Source organism: Oscillibacter sp. ER4 (assembly GCF_000765235.1).
Taxonomy (GTDB): Bacteria; Bacillota; Clostridia; order Oscillospirales; family Oscillospiraceae; genus Hominicoprocola; species Hominicoprocola fusiformis.
This window is the reverse complement of record NZ_JPJG01000018.1, coordinates 28,800-43,976: the sequence shown is the minus strand read 5'-3', so window position 1 is coordinate 43,976 and position 15,177 is coordinate 28,800. Positions and strand designations below refer to the sequence as shown.

Here is a 15,177-nt window from a genome sequence, read left to right as displayed (position 1 = left end):
CGGTCATGGACCGTTTAGGTCACGAGGTATCAGTGCCAATTTGGAACGTGCCCACACGCGTGTGAACACGCGTAATTGACACTGACCTTTCGCGATCCTTTATCGCCAGAACGTCCATATCGCAACGTTCGTGGTTATGAGTTTGTTTCGGAGGCTCAAGCTCCGAGGTGTCGGGCTGTTGAAAAACTTCAACAGCAGGTCCTTCTTGAGATTTTTTCGTTAGACGAGGCGAAGCGACGCCGGCGTACTTTGTGTACGCCAAGGAGCTTCAACGAAGTATAACGGAAAAAGATCAGAAGGAAGCCTTGCGAACGCCGGGGATCTCGCCCTTGTAGGCTAACTCGCGGAAGCAGATACGGCAGACGCCATAGTCACGAAGATACGCGTGGGGGCGGCCGCAGATCTTGCAGCGGTTGTAGCGGCGGGTGGAGAACTTAGCAGGAGCCTGCTGCTTGAGAATCATAGATTTCTTAGCCATTTTTGATATCCTCCTACTTAGCGTTCAAAGGGAGCGCCGACCAGGGTCAGCAGCTCGCGGGCTTCTTCGTCGGTCTGAGCGGTGGTGCAGATGACGACGTCCATGCCGCGGATCTTGTCGATCTTATCGTACTCGATCTCGGGGAAGATCAGCTGCTCCTTGATGCCCAGGGCATAGTTGCCGCGGCCGTCGAAAGCGTTGGCGCTGATGCCGCGGAAGTCGCGGACACGGGGAAGCGCAACGTTGAACAGACGATCGAGGAATTCCCACATCTTGTCGCCGCGGAGGGTGACCTTCGCGCCGATGGGCATATCCTCACGCAGCTTGAAGTTTGCGATGGACTTCTTCGCCTTGGTGACGACGGCCTTCTGGCCGGTGATGGTGGTCAGGTCGCGCACGACCGCTTCGAGGACCTTGGCATTCTCCTTGGCCTCGCCGCAGCCGACGTTCACGACGACCTTGTCGATCTTGGGGATCTGCATGGTGGACTTATAACCGAACTTCTTGTAGAGAGCGGGTGCCACTTCTGCCTTATACTGTTCTTTCAGTCTTGCCATTGTGAACTACTCTCCTTTCTTAAAGCTCGGCGCCGCAGTGCTTGCACACGCGGGTCTTCTTGCCATTTTCGATCTTGTGCGCGATGCGGGTGCCCTTGTTGCACTTGGGGCACACGACCTGCACCTTGGAAGCGTACATGGCAGCCTCACGCTGCACAATGCCGCCGGTCTCGCCCTGCTTGCGGGGCTTGACGTGGCAGGTCACCATGTTGATGCCCTCCACGACGACCTTGGCTTCGCTGGGGACGGTGCCGAGCACCTTGCCCTGCTTGCCCTTGTCCTTACCGGACAGGACGATAACGGTATCGCCCTTCTTCACATTCATAGCCATTCTTCAAGCCCTCCTTAGACAACTTCCGGAGCCAGGGAGAGGATCTTGAGGAAGTCCTTCTCACGCAGCTCGCGAGCGACGGGCCCAAAGATACGGGTGCCGCTGGGGTTCTTGTCGTCCTTGATCAGGACCGCAGCATTCTCGTCGAAGCGGACATAGGTGCCGTCTTCGCGGCGGACGCCCTTGGCAGAGCGGACGATAACGGCCTTGACGACCTCGCCCTTCTTGACCTGACCGCCGGGGGCAGCCTTACGCACGGACGCGACGATGATATCGCCGATGTTGCCGTACTTGCGGCCGGAGCCACCGAGAACGCGGATGCACTTGATTTCCTTGGCACCGGTGTTATCGGCGACCTTCAGAAAACTTTCCTGCTGAATCATTGTTCCGGTACCTCCTTACTTAGCTTTTTCGACGATCTCGACCACGCGCCAACGCTTGTCCTTGGACAGGGGGCGGGTCTCCATCACCTTGACGGTATCACCGATACCGCACGTATTGTTTTCATCGTGAGCCTTCAGCTTGTAGGTGCGGCCGACGATCTTCTTGTACAGGGGATGCGCCACGCGGTCAGCGATCGCAACGACGACGGTCTTGTCCATCTTGTCGGAAACGACCTTACCAACGCGGACCTTACGGGAGGAAATTCTCTTCTCTTCCATCTTACTTCTCCTCCTTCTCACGGATCATGGTTTTGACTCGGGCAATATCACGCTTGGTCTGGACGAGCTTCTGGGGGTTATCCAGCTGATTCGTCGCGTGCTGCATGCGCAGCATAAACAGATCTTTCTTCAGAGCGTCGAGCTTGGTGTTCAGCTCAGCAACGCTCATGGCACGAACTTCACTTGCCTTCATCTCATTCACCTACTTCCTGGGTCTCGGCCTCGCGCTTGACGATCTTCGTCTTGATGGGCAGCTTGTGGCTGGCCAGACGGAGCGCCTCACGCGCGACTTCTTCGGAAACACCGGCGATCTCAAACATGATACGGCCGGGCTTGACAACTGCTACCCAATACTCCGGAGAGCCCTTACCGGAACCCATACGGGTCTCGGCAGGCTGCTTGGTAACGGGCTTATCGGGGAAAATCTTGATCCAGACCTGACCGCCACGCTTGGTGTAACGGGTCATGGCGACACGGGCCGCCTCGATCTGGTTGCTGGTGATCCACGCGGGCTCAGTGGCCTGGAGGCCGTACTCACCATAAGTAATGGTGTTGCCGCGGGTCGCCTTGCCGGTCATACGACCGCGCTGAACGCGACGGTATTTCACTCTCTTCGGCAGAAGCATTACTGAGCGCCTCCTTCCTTATTCTCAGCCGGCTTGCGATAGCCGCCCTGCGGACGATCGCCCTGGGGACGGTTGCCGTTGCGGTTGAAGCCGCCCTCACGGCGCTGATAGCCGCCCTGGCCATCACGGCGGGGACGACGGTCACCGTCGCGGCGAGGACGACGCTCGCGGCGCTCCTCATACGGCTTGGTGGTATCGAGCGTACGCGGGGTGGTACGCAGGGTCTGGGTCAGGACCTCGCCCTTGTAGATCCAAACCTTCACACCGATGCGGCCGAACGTGGTCGCAGCCTCGGCGAAGCCGTACTCGATGTCGGCACGGATGGTCTGCAGAGGGATGGTGCCCTCGTGATAGTGCTCAACGCCAGCGATCTCGCGGCCGCCGAGACGACCGGAGCAGCAGCATTTGATGCCCTTGGCGCCGGCGCGCATGGCGCGGCCCATGGCGTTCTTCATCGCGCGGCGGTGAGAGATACGCTTTTCGAGCTGCTGGGCGATGTTCTCAGCGACGAGCTGAGCGTTCATGTCGGGATTGCGGACCTCGACGATGTTGAGCTTGACCTTCTTGCCGATCAGAGCCTCGACCGCGAGACGCAGCTTCTCGACCTCCGCGCCGTCCTTGCCGATGACCATGCCGGGGCGGGCGCAATGAACGAACAGCGTCACAACATCATTGCTGCGCTCGATCTCGATCTTGGGCACGCCTGCACCGTACAGGCTCTTCTTGACGAACTTGCGGATCTTGTTATCTTCAACGATCAGGTCGCCGACCTTCTCGTCTCTGGCATACCAGCGGGAGTCCCAGTCTTTGATGACGCCGACGCGCATGCCGTGGGGATTAACTTTCTGTCCCATGAAACTGTCTCCTCCCTTTAGTCTCTCTCAGCGACGGCGAGCGTCACGTGAGAGGTTCTCTTGTTGATGCGGTAGCCGCGGCCCTTGCTGGCGGGGATCATGCGCTTGAGGATCGGGCCGGAAGTCGCGTAGACCTCGGACACGTACAGCTTGGAGGTATCCATGCTGAAGTTGTTCTCGGCGTTGGCGACAGCGCTCTTTAAGAGCTTGACCAGGGGCTCGGACGCAGCCTTGGGGGTCTGCATCAGGAGCGCCATGGCGGTGTTGATGTCCTTACCGCGGATCAGGTCGCAGACGATCTGGACCTTGCGGGGAGAGATGCGGACATATCTCAGATATGCTTTAGCTTCCATGTTCTGCATTCTCCTTCCTTATTTCGTCTTGGTATGGCCGCGGAACGTACGGGTGGGAGCGAACTCGCCCAGCTTGTGGCCGACCATATCTTCCTGAATATAAACGGGAACGTGCTTGCGACCGTCGTGGACGGCGATCGTGTGACCGACGAAGGAGGGGAAGATGGTGGAGCTGCGGCTCCAGGTCTTCAGGACCTTCTTCTCACCGGTCTTGTTCATCTCTTCGACTCGCTTGATCAGCTCAGGGGCAACAAACGGGCCTTTTTTAATGCTTCTGCTCATTTTTACATTGCCTCCTTTTACTTATCGTTACGACGCTTGACGATGAACTTGTTCGTCGGGTTCTTCTTCGAACGGGTCTTGTAACCCATAGCTGGCTTGCCCCACGGGGTCATGGGACCGGGGTGACCGACAGGGCTCTTACCTTCACCACCGCCGTGGGGGTGGTCGTTCGGGTTCATGACGGAACCGCGGACGGTCGGACGGACGCCCATGTGGCGCTTGCGGCCGGCCTTACCGATGTGAACGTTCTCGTGATCGATGTTGCCGACCTGGCCGATGACGGCCATGCAGTTCGTGCGGACGATGCGCACTTCGCCGGAGGGCATACGGATCTGAGCGTCGCCGTTCTCCTTCGCCATCAGCTGAGCAGCAGTACCGGCGGAGCGGACGAGCTGAGCGCCCTTGCCGGGGTGCATCTCAATGTTGTGGATGACGGTACCGACAGGGATGTTGGCGATGGGCAGGCAGTTGCCGGGCTTGATATCAGCGGAGGCGGAAGAGAGGATCTTGTCGCCAGCCTTCAGGCCGACAGGAGCGATGATGTAGCGCTTCTCGCCGTCCTCGTACTGGACGAGAGCGATGAATGCGCTGCGGTTGGGGTCATACTCCAGGCGCAGGACGGTCGCGGGGACGTCCATCTTGTCGCGCTTGAAGTCGATGATGCGGTACTTCTGCTTGTTGCCGCCGCCGTGATGACGGACGGTAATGCGGCCGTAGCTGTTGCGGCCGGCATGCTTCTTCTGAGACTCGACCAAGCTGCGTTCGGGCTTGGCCTTCTTGTCGATCCCCTCGAAGGCGGACACAGTCATGTGACGGCGGGAGGGGGTAGTGGGCTTAAACGTCTTAATAGCCATTTCTCATATCCTCCTTACACCATGCCCTCGAACAGCTCGATGGTCTTGGAATCTTCAGCGAGCTGCACATAGGCCTTCTTCCAGCTGCGGGTCTTGCCTAGGCGGCCGGCGCCGAGGCGTTTGGCCTTGCCGCTGACGTTGAGCGTGTTGACCTTGGCGACCTTAACGCCGAAAGCGGTCTCAACAGCGTTCTTGATCTCCACCTTGCCGGCGTCCTTGGCGACTTCGAACACGTACTTCTTGTTCGCAACGTCGACCATGGAACGTTCGGTGATGATGGGACGAATAATGATGTCGTAAACGTTTGCCATTACGCGAACACCTCCTCGATGACTGCGAGGGCTTCCTTGTCGATCACGAGGGTCTTGGCGTTGAGCAGATCGTAGACGTTGATGAGCTTCGCGGGCGCGGTGGTGACACCGGGCAGGTTGCGGGCGCTCTTGACGACGACCTCGTTGACCTCGGGAGTGATGACAGCGGCCTTACCGTCAGCCTTGACGGCGGAAAGGAAACTGCGGAAGTCCTTGGTCTTGATAGCGTCGAGCGCGATCTTGTCGACAACGACGATCTCGCCCTGGGCTGCCTTGGCGGACAGCACGCTCTTGAGAGCCAGACGCTTGACCTTCTTATTCAGCACATAGCTGTAGCTGCGGGGCTTGGGGGCAAACACGATACCACCGTGCGTCCACTGAGGGGAGCGGGTGCTGCCCTGACGGGCGCGGCCGGTGCCCTTCTGGCGCCACGGCTTTCTGCCGCCGCCGGAAACCTCAGCGCGGGTCAGAGCGCTCTGCGTGCCCTGACGGCAGTTGGCGAGATGATTTTTGACGACTTCATGAACAACGCTCATGTTCGGCTCGATGCCGAAGATTGCGTCGTTCAGCTCGACGAAACCGACTTCAGCGCCGGTCATGCTGACAACTTTAATCGTAGACATTTATCAAGCACTCCTTTCCTTACATATTTCTGGCGGAAGCCTTCTGCGGGTTGCGGCCGGAAGCCTTCTGCGGGTTCTTGCTGATGTTGGCACCAGCCTGCTTGATCTTGTGGACCTTGACGGTGGTCTTCACGGTGACGAGGCTGCCCTTGGGACCGGGAACCGCGCCGCGGACGACGAGCATGTTGAGCTCGGGGTCGACCTTGACGACCTCAAGGTTCTGGATGGTGACAGTCTCCACACCGTACTGGCCGGGGCCGATCTTGCCCTTGAAGATACGGCTGGGGTCGGTGGTGGAGCCCATGGAACCAGCGTGACGGTGGACAGGGCCGCCGCCGTGGGTCATACGACCGCGGCTGGCGTTCCAGCGCTTGATAACGCCGGTGTAACCGTGACCCTTGCTCGTACCGGTGACGTCAACGAAGTCGCCGGACTTGAAGGTGTCCGCCTTGATGATGGCGCCGAGCTCGAGCTCGGAAGCGTTGTCAAGGTCAAACTCGCGCAGGTACTTCTTGGGGGAAACGCCAGCCTTGTTCAGGTGGCCGAGTTCAGGCTTGGAGAGCTTCGCTTCGCGAATGTCCTCGTAGCCAAGCTGGACAGCCTCATAACCGTCTTTTTCGCTGGTCTTCTTCTGAGTGACCACGCAGGGACCGGCCTCGATAACGGTGACCGGGATCACATGGCCCTTTTCGTCGAAGATCTGAGACATGCCAACTTTTCTGCCGATGATTGCTTTCATGTATGATCCTCCTGTAAAGGTTATTGGTCGGCTTAGTTAGCGGCAACTCCCGCCATTGCTCTGCCGACTTGACCCCGCCCATCTCACGCAAGTCGATGGGCTTTTGGGTAGAGCAACAAAGGTAATTTCAAAAAACGGCGAGCCATTTTTTGAGTTGGGTTTACAGTTTGTTTTGCGCACTCGCTGTGCTCGCACACAAGCAAACTGAGAGGCGTTTTTGTCCACGCGCATGTCGCGGCCAAAAACGTTTTCATTGGTTTCGCGTCTGCGGACGCGAAATGTAATGAAGCGAGGGATTAGAGCTTGATCTCGATCTCAACACCAGCAGGGAGTTCGAGGCCCATGAGCGCTTCCACGGTCTTGGGGCTGGAGTTGGTGATGTCGATCAGGCGCTTGTGGGTACGGCGCTCAAACTGCTCACGGCTGTCCTTGTACTTATGCACAGCGCGCAGGATGGTGACGACTTCCTTCTTGGTGGGCAGAGGGATGGGGCCGGAGACGGTAGCGCCGGTGCGCTTGGCGGTCTCGACGATCTTCTCTGCGCTCTGGTCGATGACCTGGTGGTCATAGGCCTTGAGACGAATGCGGATCATTTCTTTTGCCATTTTCGGTTTCTCCTTCATTTTGTACGGTTTTCTTGCTTTGTCGAAGCCGTACGGTGAGAGGTTTTCTTGTACGCTTATCCGTGCGTATCATTCCGGCTCATAGAAAAACCGGCACGAATAAACGGCCGGTCCACACATGGCGCAGCGATCTACGCAACGTACAGATATTCTCTCAGCCGCCCGATGTTCGGACATACTCCCCGAAAGTTACCTCAGAAACCTGAGCAATCTCCCGGTTCATCGCAATATCGCGCAAATAGGGCAGGATGTGCCCAATCGCGGACTTGCATATAGTACCAAATCCCGTTGCACATGTCAAGACAAATTTCACTTTTTTCTTGAAAAATTTTTTAGCAGCCTCTTTTCGCGGCAAACATGCCGTTTTTGGCACGAAAACGCGGCATATTGCCCCCTCCCTGCCGATATATTTAGGGGCAAAGGAGTTGATGGACATGGCAATGGCCTGGCTTTGGACGGGAATGGTGGCAGTCTCGCTCATTTTCGGCGCGCTGACGGGAAACTTGAATGCGCTCAGCGCTGCCGCGCTCGAGGGCGCGCAGAGCGCGGTCGAGCTGTGTTTGGCGATGTGCGGCGTGATGTGCCTTTGGACGGGCGTGATGGAAGTGATGAACCAGTGTCATCTCACCGACCGCCTCGCTTCCCTCTTCCGCCCGCTGCTCAGGAGGCTCCTGCCGAACGCGAGCCGCGACAGTGAGACGCTGGCCGCGATCTCCGCTAACCTCTCTGCCGATCTTTTAGGCCTTGGCAACGCGGCCACGCCGCTCGGCATCCGCGCCGCCTGCCGTATGAGCCGCGGCTGCAAGGGTACCGCATCGGATGAGCTGTGCCTGCTCGTCGTTTTGAATACGGCGTCCATTCAACTGTTGCCCACCACGCTCGCAGGCGTGCGCGCTTCGCTCGGCACCGCCGACCCGTTCGACATTCTGCCCGCCGTGTGGCTGACGTCGCTTCTGTCCGTCTTCGCAGGGCTCCTTGCCGCAAAGCTCTTCGCCCACTTCTGGAGGAATTGAACCTATGGCGCTCTCTACGCTCATCGTGCCCGTACTGCTCACCTTCACGGCCTGCTTTGCCCTCGGCAAGCGTGTCGACGTCTACTCCGCCCTCACCAAAGGCGCGGAGGAGGGACTCACGGTGCTGCTGCACATTCTGCCGTCACTCATCGCACTGCTCTCCGCCGTCTACATGTTCCGTGCGTCCGGCGCGATGGAGGCGCTCGGCACACTTTTGGCCCCTGCGCTCGACAGAATCGGCATCCCCGCCGAGACTGCGCCGCTTCTCTTCATCCGCCCCATCTCCGGCAGCGGCGCGCTGGCTGTCGGATCGGAGATCATGGACTCCTACGGTGTCGATTCCTACATCGGCCGCGTTGCGGCGGTCATGCTCGGCTCGAGCGAAACGACGTTCTACACCGTCGCCGTCTATTACGGTGCAGCGGGCATTACGAAAACGCGCTATACTATCCCCGCCGCGCTCTGCGCCGATGCGGTGATGTTCCTCGCATCCGCGTTTTTTGTGCGGCTACTCATGGGCGCGTAAAAAGGAGCCGCCGTAGGCAGCTCCCTTTCCTTTATTCTTCTGTTCTCACGCGGATGCGCAGGGCGCATTTTCCTCTCTGCCCGCCGATAGTAATTGCATAGCGCAGGGCCAGCATCCCGCCGTCCTCGTCAAGCTTCCACTTGACCGACTCCGCCTTCACTGCGACCGGCAAGGTTCCGTAGGGCACGGCATAGAATGAGGTGTGCTCCTTCCCCTCCGCAAAGACCATCTCGCTCGTCACCTCGCCCGTGCGCGTCAGAATGATGCAGTCCGGTGCAAGGGCAAGACGCGTCGCGGTGGTCACCTTGCCGTCCCCGTCCGTTTCCTCATAGCGCAGGAGATAGCCGTCGCGCGTTTCCTCCATCGTGCCGCGCACGCGGAGATCTGAGCTGTCGGCGCTCATGCCTTCGTATTGCTGCTCGCCGTGCACGGTGAGCCAAACGTTTCTTTTCATACAGTCCTCTTTCGCATTTGTTTCTGTCATCATACTACGGCGGAGAGCGGGACACAAGGCGCATTTGCATTTTTTGTGCGTTTCCCTGTTTTTGCTATGGTAAAATGCAAAAGCGCGTGCTATAATCTCCGGTAAGCAGATTCTCTGTTCCGTCAAAGGAGGCGTCACTATGAAAATTGATCTGACGGAAAAGCAATTCCGCCGTCTTCTTGATCTGGTCTACGTCGGCAACTGGGTGATGAACTCCACCCGCGGCGACGACCGTATCCGCGAATACGACGATGTAGAGAGCACCGTATTCGCCAACTGTCTCTCCCACGGCATGGTGCCGCTGGTCGAGGCCTATCAGGGCGAACTGATCCCCTCGCGCGCGTTTGCCGAGGGCGGCATCCACGAGGCCATCATGGCCTACGAGGATACGATGTTTTTCGAAATTCTCGCTCAGGAGCTTGCCCTGCGCGATATGGACAGTGACGCGCCCACGCCCGAAAATGTCGACGAGCTGCGCGAGCGCATGGACACGTACTTAGGCGAATTCGAGCAGCACGGCACCGACAACATCACCGTTGAAATGTAAAAGTGTAACAGAAGGCAAAGAGGTCTCCGCTTTTTAAGCGGAGACCTCTTTATCTTCGCGGCCGCAGCCGCGAAATGTTTTTGATCCATAAATCACCGCGACAAGTGCGTGGCGATTTATTCTTCTCGCTCCGCGCGTGTCGAACCGCCCTACGGGCGGCGAGGCACGAAGCGGAGCGCATCCCCTATTTTTTAAGGATGCCAACGGCATCCTTAAAAAATAATCACGTCTTGATCCCCATCGTCTCCCACTTGCCGCTGCGGTAGCGCAGGAAAAAGATGACACTGCGCACCGACCAGTCCACGATCGCGTGCGCGAACCATACGCCGATAACGCCGTAGCCCATGTATTTGCCCAGCACATACGCAAGCATCACGCGCACGACCCACATCGTCAGCATGCTGGCGAGCATCGTGAACTTCGCGTCGCCCGCCGCGCGCAGGAAGCCCGGCACCATAAACGCCGGTACCCAGATGAAGATGGATGAGATGCCGTGGATCAGCGTGACCGTGACGGCGAGCTTCTCCGCCTCGGGAGAAACGTTGTAGACGCGCATGATGAGCGGCAGCAATGCGATGATCGTCAGGTTGACGACTGCCATGATGCCGTAGGTCCACTTGACAATTTTTCTGAGATACGCGCGTGCCTGATCAAATTCGCCCGCGCCGACGCACTGGCTCACAACCGCGGCAAGGCCCAAGTTGATGGCCTGACCGGCAAAGCAGTTGAAGTTTGCGATGGTGTTGCCGATGGCGTTCGCCACCATCGATGCCGTGCCGAACGTCGAGATCAGGCTGAAGAGCACGAGGCGTCCCAGCTGGAACATGCCGTTTTCGACGCCGCTCGGCACGCCGATGTAGAAGATGTTCTTCATCAGGCGCATATTGAGGTGGAAGCCGCGGATATCAGAAAGGTGCAGCATCAGATTGCGGTTGAAGAGCAGCGAGAGGATGACGACTGCCGCGACCGTGCGGGACACGAGCGTCGGGATCGCGACGCCCGCGACGTCCATACCGAAGCCAAAGATCAAAACGGCGTTGCCGATCACGTTGATACTGTTCATCAGGAGCGAAACTTTGAGCGACACGTCGCTGTGGCCCATCGTGCGGAACAGCGCCGCGCCGCCGTTGTAGAGCGCGATGCCGGGGATGGACGCCATCACATATAAATAATAGGTGTTCGTCGCCGCCATGACGTCGGGCTCGATATGGCCGAACATCACGGTCAAAATCTGCGTGCGGAAGAGGTACAGCAGCGCCACGAAGAAGATCGACACCGCGCCGAGCAGCGCGATGAGCTGCTGGCCCGCGTTGCAGGCGTCCTCCTTCTGTCTTTGTCCGATGTACTGGCCCGCAACGGCTGCGCCGCCGGTCGCCATCGCCGAGAAAATGTAGATCATCAGATTGCTGATCGAATCGACCAGCGACACCGCGCTGATCGCCGCGTCGCCGACGGTCGCAACCATCAGCGAGTCGGCAAGACCCACTGTAATGGCCAGAAGCTGCTCGAGCAGCAGCGGCCACATCAGCGCGACGAGCTGGCGGTTCGTAAACATCATTTCCTTGTCAGCGCGCACCGGCGCTGCCAGATTGCCCATGGTTCCACACTCCTCGTATCGATTGAGCCTGTATCATAAACTATTTGCCTTTCTTTGTCAACGCCGCGTCAATGAAGATACGGCTTCAGTGCCGCGCCCCAGGCCTCGACAAGCTTTTCCTTCGTCCATCTGGCGTTGGCCGGCGAGGTGGAGGGAAGCTGGACGGCCTCGCGCCCGAGCTTCGCGCGGCAGTATTTTTTATTGATTTGATAGACGGAAATCTTCTTATAAGCCCGCGCAAGTGTTTATAAAACCTCGCGAAAATGGCTTAAAATCAAGGTTTTCTGCATATCGTCATTTATCTTGCCATATCTCCGTATAAGATGATTTTGTAAGACCGGGCACCATTTTGGCACCACAAATTATAGGAGGACGACATGAAAAACGTACTTTTAGACAAGGGTATTATACTCCCGTCCGGCGAAATCAGCAAGGATAAGGTAAACCTTGTAACCGGAGCAATCACGCAGCCATTCGCAGAAATGGTATGGGTAACGACAGGCGGCGACATGGAAACCGTAAACCGCTTGACCGACGTACTTGTTACCATGAACACCCCCGCCGACCGGGGGAAGCTGTTCAAAATCATAAAAATGCTCTATGGGCTTATGGGCTTGCCCTTTTCCGAGGAAGCCGAGCCTATGGACGCAGACCCCGCCGTTTTGGAATACTTCATTTTTTCCTTTACGGCAGACTTTGGCGAAGTCATACAAGACCTCATAGCCGAAGAAGCAGAATAACGCACCGCACAGGCGGCGTTTCTCACTTCCCACAAGGAAGAACAGGAACGCCGCTTTTTTCATGCCCTTTGTTACGCAGTAGGCATGAAAAAGCCCTTGATTTACGCGGCTTTGCGGACGCGGTTTTCAGCGGATAAGGGATTGATACCTAAACCCTCAAAATCGCGTTTCTATAGATAAACGGATTTTACTGGAAGCGGCGGCAAGACCCGTCGCCGAGGATAAACGGCTCTTGTGGTTCTCCCGCCCGTCCGGGACTTGCTGCGTCCGGGAACGCGACGTTTTCCTAAAGGACACAAGGCAGCACAATACATGGAGATTCTACGGCGAACAGACCCGTGACAAAATCCTTGCCTATGCGGTGGAACTGACAGGCACAGAGCGCGGAAAGCTCAAAGGCAACCTCTATGAACTTGACTACCCGCAGCATTTCCGGGATGTAGCCGAAAAATCCATACTCGCCGACAACTATACTTTGATTTATGAGCATGGGGAACGCTCACAGCCCGCCGGACAGTATTTTGACGGGAACCCAGACCCGCAGCTTGGGAAGTTTGAACGCTTTGAAGCACAGCCCAACGACCTGGAAGCACTGAAAGCCTTGTTGCGGGAGCAGCAGCACAGCCGCAAGCAGCACAGGCCGGGGGACTTCAAGGAGCATATCGCCGCGTTGCATGACTGCCGGATTGAAACGGAAGCCCACCGCGTGGTGGAGGAAATGAAGAAATTCGATAAGCCGAACAGCCCGGACAAAAGCCATTTTTCCGCAGAGCTTTCCCCGTATTTTCTCCGGCTTGCAACGGATAAGGACATGGATCGCCTGTTTTCCATGCTGCCGTATAAGAGCCTTTCGTTCTCCGCTATGGAGGGCAAGCATGGCGTGTATGCGCTGATAAGCAAAGACGAGAACAGGGACAGGAGCATAAAGAAGCCCCGCCCCTCTCTTCGGGCGCAGCTTGAAGCAGACAAAGCAAAGACCACCCCGAAAAAGGCGGCGGCAAAATCGAAAAATCATGAAATGGAGGTATGAGCATGAATAGATTTACCGTTGAGGAAACAAACCTTATGAGCATTTACAGCGAGGGCGGCAAGCGTGAGGTTATGGAAAACATCAACGCCGCCATGCCGTATATGGACGGAGATATGCGGGAATTGGCAAAGCGCACCCTTTCCAAAGTGGACGGGCTGACGGAAAACGAGTATGCGGAGCTTGCTATTTTCGCCGCTGATGAAGTATGACCGGGCTAAAGCGGCTTTCGCCGCCCCAAAGCCGGAAAGTCAACAGCCTTGTAAAACGGGAATGCTGCAACTGCGATAGCGGAAACTGCATTTTGCTTGACGACGGAGAGGAATGTGTCTGCCCGCAGCTTATTTCCTATTCGCTTCTTTGCAAATGGTTTCTGACTGCTGTACTTCCCATTGATAAGCTGCTCTACGCGGAGCTTTTCAAGACCGAGGATAAAAAGCGTTGTACCGAGTGCGGCGCGTTCTTTGCTTCAAAGTCGAACAGCGTCAAATACTGCCCGGACTGCCGGAAACGCATTACCCGTAGACAGGCAGCCGAGCGCATGAGAAAAAAGCGTACTCTTGTTACGCAGTAAGGGCAAAAACAGCCTGGATTTATATGGTTTTCCGAGCGTGAAAACCACTTAGGCGATACTTGATACCTTTTCCCCTTAAAATGGCGTTCTATTGCGTAACATTTCAAAACAGCACCCATAAGAAAACCGGGGCGCAGATAGTCTTTACCGACTGTCTGCGTCCCGGCTTTTTGTTGTTATAGGAGTTAAGTATTATAGTGTTTGTCAATCACTCTAAACAGTTTATATGCGCCATGTCCAATTAGATAACAAGCAATACCAAAAATAAGGACTTTCCACCAAACAAATCCTATAAGCAATGGTGGACCCAAAAGCAAACCAATGGTAATAAGTACTATCCAAACAATTCCTTTTACCATGTACTTCATTATTTCCCTCCTGTATTTAGAAATGCATATTATCTGTAGCATTATACACATTCCAATATGCTCTTAAACAAACATTACATTGTGTACCAACTTGGGTAAGCAATACTGCCGCTGTACCTGTAGCGCCTGTCGCTGCTACGATTGCTGTAATCGCTCCCGGTGTTAAAATTCCACCACTTGCAACTGCCATACCAGAAATAAAGCCTGCTGCGGCACTTGTGACTAAAGCGACACCGTAGCTTGAAACTGCTTGCCATTCCTTGTCATTTAATGAGTTGACAGCATTAAACCAGCTATCTAACTGACTGCTATTCGAGGAATTTTCGTACACCATAAAATAATTTTGTCCAGAGCCAGTTTCTTTAGGGCGTTCTAAATTCCATTCATTTGGACTTCCAGTATAAATATCATACTCGTAATTACAAAAAGTATCTTGATGAATTTTTGAACGAGCACTTACGAGTGAATTTTCAGTTATCTCCGTAGATTCTACAGTGCCATACTCAACAAGACCAGTATTATTATCTTTTTGAGCAACACAAATTGTATTGTTTACTGTATCATATGTAACAATATATGTCAATTCACCATCATTAAGAGAAACTGTTCTTGTTCCATTTTCTTCAACAATTTGCAGTTCATCTGTTGTACCGCTTTCTGCTGCAAAAGCTACTGTATTTAACGAGAAAAGCATAGAGAGTGCCAAAAGAATACTTATAATTTTTTTCATAGTAATACGTCCTTTCTTTAACTGTCCATAAATTTGTTCCCAAAAAATAAAGCGCATAATCCAATAATAATTTCTCTGGATTATGCGCTATACTTACGGTTTTAATTCTTTGCCTCTAAAACTGAAAGTGGCGGCAACTCGATTTGCGCATAAAATCACATGACGGATATAATACTTTAATCATCGTTTACCACCTCTCTCAATTCGTTTTCTAAATCTTATTTGTATGTACTCACAGTATACACTATATGAACTAATAAATCAATATCAGAAATATC

At 55.4% G+C, this 15,177-nt stretch carries 26 protein-coding genes and 1 pseudogene; 7 read left to right on the top strand and 20 right to left on the bottom strand.

Annotated elements, in window-relative coordinates:
* Positions 1-292: 292 nt before the first annotated feature.
* The 16 genes from NI20_RS0103405 to NI20_RS14970 form a co-directional block, all read right to left on the bottom strand.
* Positions 293-478, bottom strand: a complete 186-nt coding sequence (locus NI20_RS0103405; protein WP_033120045.1) for a type Z 30S ribosomal protein S14 — start codon at positions 476-478, stop codon at positions 293-295.
* 17 nt (positions 479-495) lie between these two features.
* The gene (gene rplE / locus NI20_RS0103400; protein WP_033120044.1) at positions 496-1,035 is read right to left on the bottom strand and encodes a 50S ribosomal protein L5; all 540 of its coding nucleotides are present in this window, start codon (positions 1,033-1,035) and stop codon (positions 496-498) included.
* A 19-nt stretch (positions 1,036-1,054) separates the two neighbouring features.
* Complete coding sequence (gene rplX, locus NI20_RS0103395) at positions 1,055-1,366, bottom strand: 50S ribosomal protein L24 (protein WP_033120043.1); 312 nt, start codon at positions 1,364-1,366, stop codon at positions 1,055-1,057.
* Positions 1,367-1,380: 14 nt separating this feature from the next.
* Entirely contained in the window at positions 1,381-1,749 is a 369-nt protein-coding gene (gene rplN, locus NI20_RS0103390; protein WP_033120042.1) for a 50S ribosomal protein L14, read from the bottom strand.
* A gap of 15 nt (positions 1,750-1,764) precedes the next feature.
* Positions 1,765-2,028 (bottom strand): 30S ribosomal protein S17, encoded by a 264-nt coding sequence (rpsQ, locus tag NI20_RS0103385; protein ID WP_033120041.1) that lies wholly within the window; start codon positions 2,026-2,028, stop codon positions 1,765-1,767.
* 1 nt (position 2,029) lies between these two features.
* A complete protein-coding gene (gene rpmC, locus NI20_RS0103380) occupies positions 2,030-2,221 on the bottom strand; it encodes a 50S ribosomal protein L29 (RefSeq protein ID WP_033120040.1) in 192 nt (63 codons plus the stop codon).
* 1 nt (position 2,222) lies between these two features.
* Positions 2,223-2,654, bottom strand: a complete 432-nt coding sequence (rplP, locus tag NI20_RS0103375) for a 50S ribosomal protein L16 (RefSeq protein ID WP_033120039.1) — start codon at positions 2,652-2,654, stop codon at positions 2,223-2,225.
* On the bottom strand, positions 2,654-3,508 hold the full coding sequence (gene rpsC, locus NI20_RS0103370) for a 30S ribosomal protein S3 (RefSeq protein WP_033120038.1): 855 nt from the start codon (positions 3,506-3,508) through the stop codon (positions 2,654-2,656). Before rpsC ends, rplP begins: the two co-directional genes overlap by 1 nt.
* Positions 3,509-3,525: 17 nt before the next feature.
* The gene (gene rplV / locus NI20_RS0103365; RefSeq protein WP_033120037.1) at positions 3,526-3,861 is read right to left on the bottom strand and encodes a 50S ribosomal protein L22; all 336 of its coding nucleotides are present in this window, start codon (positions 3,859-3,861) and stop codon (positions 3,526-3,528) included.
* Between the two features lie 18 nt (positions 3,862-3,879).
* A complete protein-coding gene (gene rpsS / locus NI20_RS0103360) occupies positions 3,880-4,143 on the bottom strand; it encodes a 30S ribosomal protein S19 (protein WP_033120036.1) in 264 nt (87 codons plus the stop codon).
* Positions 4,144-4,160: 17 nt separating this feature from the next.
* On the bottom strand, positions 4,161-4,997 hold the full coding sequence (gene rplB, locus NI20_RS0103355) for a 50S ribosomal protein L2 (RefSeq protein WP_033120035.1): 837 nt from the start codon (positions 4,995-4,997) through the stop codon (positions 4,161-4,163).
* A gap of 14 nt (positions 4,998-5,011) precedes the next feature.
* On the bottom strand, positions 5,012-5,308 hold the full coding sequence (gene rplW / locus NI20_RS0103350) for a 50S ribosomal protein L23 (RefSeq protein ID WP_033120034.1): 297 nt from the start codon (positions 5,306-5,308) through the stop codon (positions 5,012-5,014).
* Entirely contained in the window at positions 5,308-5,931 is a 624-nt protein-coding gene (gene rplD / locus NI20_RS0103345) for a 50S ribosomal protein L4 (RefSeq protein ID WP_033120033.1), read from the bottom strand. Before rplD ends, rplW begins: the two co-directional genes overlap by 1 nt.
* A gap of 19 nt (positions 5,932-5,950) precedes the next feature.
* Positions 5,951-6,670, bottom strand: a complete 720-nt coding sequence (gene rplC / locus NI20_RS0103340) for a 50S ribosomal protein L3 (RefSeq protein WP_033120032.1) — start codon at positions 6,668-6,670, stop codon at positions 5,951-5,953.
* 296 nt (positions 6,671-6,966) lie between these two features.
* A complete protein-coding gene (rpsJ, locus tag NI20_RS0103335) occupies positions 6,967-7,275 on the bottom strand; it encodes a 30S ribosomal protein S10 (RefSeq protein ID WP_033120031.1) in 309 nt (102 codons plus the stop codon).
* A 172-nt stretch (positions 7,276-7,447) separates the two neighbouring features.
* Complete coding sequence (locus NI20_RS14970) at positions 7,448-7,729, bottom strand: hypothetical protein (protein ID WP_156108547.1); 282 nt, start codon at positions 7,727-7,729, stop codon at positions 7,448-7,450.
* Here NI20_RS14970 and NI20_RS0103330 point away from each other — a divergent pair.
* Positions 7,728-8,306, top strand: coding sequence for a spore maturation protein A (locus NI20_RS0103330; protein ID WP_033120030.1), 579 nt, complete (start codon positions 7,728-7,730; stop codon positions 8,304-8,306). The genes NI20_RS14970 and NI20_RS0103330 overlap by 2 nt on opposite strands.
* Positions 8,307-8,310: 4 nt before the next feature.
* Positions 8,311-8,832, top strand: coding sequence for a spore maturation protein (locus NI20_RS0103325; RefSeq protein WP_033120029.1), 522 nt, complete (start codon positions 8,311-8,313; stop codon positions 8,830-8,832).
* 31 nt (positions 8,833-8,863) lie between these two features.
* Here NI20_RS0103325 and NI20_RS14020 read toward each other — a convergent pair whose 3' ends face one another.
* Positions 8,864-9,286 carry a DUF1934 domain-containing protein gene (locus NI20_RS14020; RefSeq protein ID WP_052084401.1) on the bottom strand — a complete coding sequence of 141 codons (423 nt, stop codon included), beginning with the start codon at positions 9,284-9,286 and terminating at the stop codon, positions 8,864-8,866.
* 169 nt (positions 9,287-9,455) lie between these two features.
* Between NI20_RS14020 and NI20_RS0103315 the strand changes: the two genes are divergently transcribed.
* Positions 9,456-9,863: a hypothetical protein gene (locus NI20_RS0103315; RefSeq protein ID WP_033120028.1), complete on the top strand. Its 408-nt coding sequence runs from the start codon at positions 9,456-9,458 to the stop codon at positions 9,861-9,863.
* 223 nt (positions 9,864-10,086) lie between these two features.
* Here the strand turns inward: NI20_RS0103315 and NI20_RS0103310 are convergent, their stop codons facing one another.
* Complete coding sequence (locus NI20_RS0103310; RefSeq protein ID WP_033120027.1) at positions 10,087-11,460, bottom strand: MATE family efflux transporter; 1,374 nt, start codon at positions 11,458-11,460, stop codon at positions 10,087-10,089.
* Positions 11,461-11,837: 377 nt separating this feature from the next.
* Between NI20_RS0103310 and NI20_RS0103305 the strand changes: the two genes are divergently transcribed.
* The 4 genes and pseudogenes from NI20_RS0103305 to NI20_RS0103290 all read left to right on the top strand — a co-directional run bounded on the left by NI20_RS0103305 (position 11,838) and on the right by NI20_RS0103290 (position 13,801).
* A complete protein-coding gene (locus NI20_RS0103305) occupies positions 11,838-12,200 on the top strand; it encodes a hypothetical protein (protein ID WP_002584990.1) in 363 nt (120 codons plus the stop codon).
* Positions 12,201-12,357: 157 nt separating this feature from the next.
* A pseudogene (locus tag NI20_RS0103300) lies at positions 12,358-13,230 on the top strand (hypothetical protein); the annotation flags it as partial.
* Positions 13,231-13,232: 2 nt separating this feature from the next.
* A complete protein-coding gene (locus tag NI20_RS0103295; RefSeq protein WP_033120026.1) occupies positions 13,233-13,439 on the top strand; it encodes a transposon-transfer assisting family protein in 207 nt (68 codons plus the stop codon).
* Positions 13,436-13,801, top strand: a complete 366-nt coding sequence (locus tag NI20_RS0103290; RefSeq protein WP_033120025.1) for a cysteine-rich VLP domain-containing protein — start codon at positions 13,436-13,438, stop codon at positions 13,799-13,801. The genes NI20_RS0103295 and NI20_RS0103290 overlap by 4 nt, the downstream gene beginning before the upstream one ends.
* A gap of 185 nt (positions 13,802-13,986) precedes the next feature.
* Here NI20_RS0103290 and NI20_RS0103285 read toward each other — a convergent pair whose 3' ends face one another.
* Entirely contained in the window at positions 13,987-14,169 is a 183-nt protein-coding gene (locus NI20_RS0103285) for a hypothetical protein (protein ID WP_033120024.1), read from the bottom strand.
* A 16-nt stretch (positions 14,170-14,185) separates the two neighbouring features.
* Positions 14,186-14,899 (bottom strand): geobacillin-26 family protein, encoded by a 714-nt coding sequence (locus tag NI20_RS14965; protein WP_070470201.1) that lies wholly within the window; start codon positions 14,897-14,899, stop codon positions 14,186-14,188.
* Positions 14,900-15,177 lie beyond the last annotated feature (278 nt).

What these genes read in the sequence shown, in the direction of transcription:
- rplB (WP_033120035.1), bottom strand. Translation starts at nt 4,997, where the DNA reads ATGGCTATTAAGACGTTTAAGCCCACTACCCCCTCCCGCCGTCACATG.
- NI20_RS0103310 (WP_033120027.1), bottom strand. Translation starts at nt 11,460, where the DNA reads ATGGGCAATCTGGCAGCGCCGGTGCGCGCTGACAAGGAAATGATGTTT.
- NI20_RS14970 (WP_156108547.1), bottom strand. Translation starts at nt 7,729, where the DNA reads ATGTCCATCAACTCCTTTGCCCCTAAATATATCGGCAGGGAGGGGGCA.
- NI20_RS14020 (WP_052084401.1), bottom strand. Translation starts at nt 9,286, where the DNA reads ATGAAAAGAAACGTTTGGCTCACCGTGCACGGCGAGCAGCAATACGAA.
- rpsJ (WP_033120031.1), bottom strand. Translation starts at nt 7,275, where the DNA reads ATGGCAAAAGAAATGATCCGCATTCGTCTCAAGGCCTATGACCACCAG.
- NI20_RS0103325 (WP_033120029.1), top strand. Translation starts at nt 8,311, where the DNA reads ATGGCGCTCTCTACGCTCATCGTGCCCGTACTGCTCACCTTCACGGCC.
- rpmC (WP_033120040.1), bottom strand. Translation starts at nt 2,221, where the DNA reads ATGAAGGCAAGTGAAGTTCGTGCCATGAGCGTTGCTGAGCTGAACACC.
- NI20_RS0103315 (WP_033120028.1), top strand. Translation starts at nt 9,456, where the DNA reads ATGAAAATTGATCTGACGGAAAAGCAATTCCGCCGTCTTCTTGATCTG.
- NI20_RS0103285 (WP_033120024.1), bottom strand. Translation starts at nt 14,169, where the DNA reads ATGAAGTACATGGTAAAAGGAATTGTTTGGATAGTACTTATTACCATT.
- rpsS (WP_033120036.1), bottom strand. Translation starts at nt 4,143, where the DNA reads ATGAGCAGAAGCATTAAAAAAGGCCCGTTTGTTGCCCCTGAGCTGATC.
- NI20_RS0103405 (WP_033120045.1), bottom strand. Translation starts at nt 478, where the DNA reads ATGGCTAAGAAATCTATGATTCTCAAGCAGCAGGCTCCTGCTAAGTTC.
- rplW (WP_033120034.1), bottom strand. Translation starts at nt 5,308, where the DNA reads ATGGCAAACGTTTACGACATCATTATTCGTCCCATCATCACCGAACGT.
- rplV (WP_033120037.1), bottom strand. Translation starts at nt 3,861, where the DNA reads ATGGAAGCTAAAGCATATCTGAGATATGTCCGCATCTCTCCCCGCAAG.
- NI20_RS0103330 (WP_033120030.1), top strand. Translation starts at nt 7,728, where the DNA reads ATGGCAATGGCCTGGCTTTGGACGGGAATGGTGGCAGTCTCGCTCATT.
- rplE (WP_033120044.1), bottom strand. Translation starts at nt 1,035, where the DNA reads ATGGCAAGACTGAAAGAACAGTATAAGGCAGAAGTGGCACCCGCTCTC.
- rplX (WP_033120043.1), bottom strand. Translation starts at nt 1,366, where the DNA reads ATGGCTATGAATGTGAAGAAGGGCGATACCGTTATCGTCCTGTCCGGT.
- NI20_RS0103290 (WP_033120025.1), top strand. Translation starts at nt 13,436, where the DNA reads ATGACCGGGCTAAAGCGGCTTTCGCCGCCCCAAAGCCGGAAAGTCAAC.
- NI20_RS14965 (WP_070470201.1), bottom strand. Translation starts at nt 14,899, where the DNA reads ATGAAAAAAATTATAAGTATTCTTTTGGCACTCTCTATGCTTTTCTCG.
- rplD (WP_033120033.1), bottom strand. Translation starts at nt 5,931, where the DNA reads ATGTCTACGATTAAAGTTGTCAGCATGACCGGCGCTGAAGTCGGTTTC.
- rpsC (WP_033120038.1), bottom strand. Translation starts at nt 3,508, where the DNA reads ATGGGACAGAAAGTTAATCCCCACGGCATGCGCGTCGGCGTCATCAAA.
- rplN (WP_033120042.1), bottom strand. Translation starts at nt 1,749, where the DNA reads ATGATTCAGCAGGAAAGTTTTCTGAAGGTCGCCGATAACACCGGTGCC.
- rplC (WP_033120032.1), bottom strand. Translation starts at nt 6,670, where the DNA reads ATGAAAGCAATCATCGGCAGAAAAGTTGGCATGTCTCAGATCTTCGAC.
- NI20_RS0103305 (WP_002584990.1), top strand. Translation starts at nt 11,838, where the DNA reads ATGAAAAACGTACTTTTAGACAAGGGTATTATACTCCCGTCCGGCGAA.
- rplP (WP_033120039.1), bottom strand. Translation starts at nt 2,654, where the DNA reads ATGCTTCTGCCGAAGAGAGTGAAATACCGTCGCGTTCAGCGCGGTCGT.
- rpsQ (WP_033120041.1), bottom strand. Translation starts at nt 2,028, where the DNA reads ATGGAAGAGAAGAGAATTTCCTCCCGTAAGGTCCGCGTTGGTAAGGTC.
- NI20_RS0103295 (WP_033120026.1), top strand. Translation starts at nt 13,233, where the DNA reads ATGAATAGATTTACCGTTGAGGAAACAAACCTTATGAGCATTTACAGC.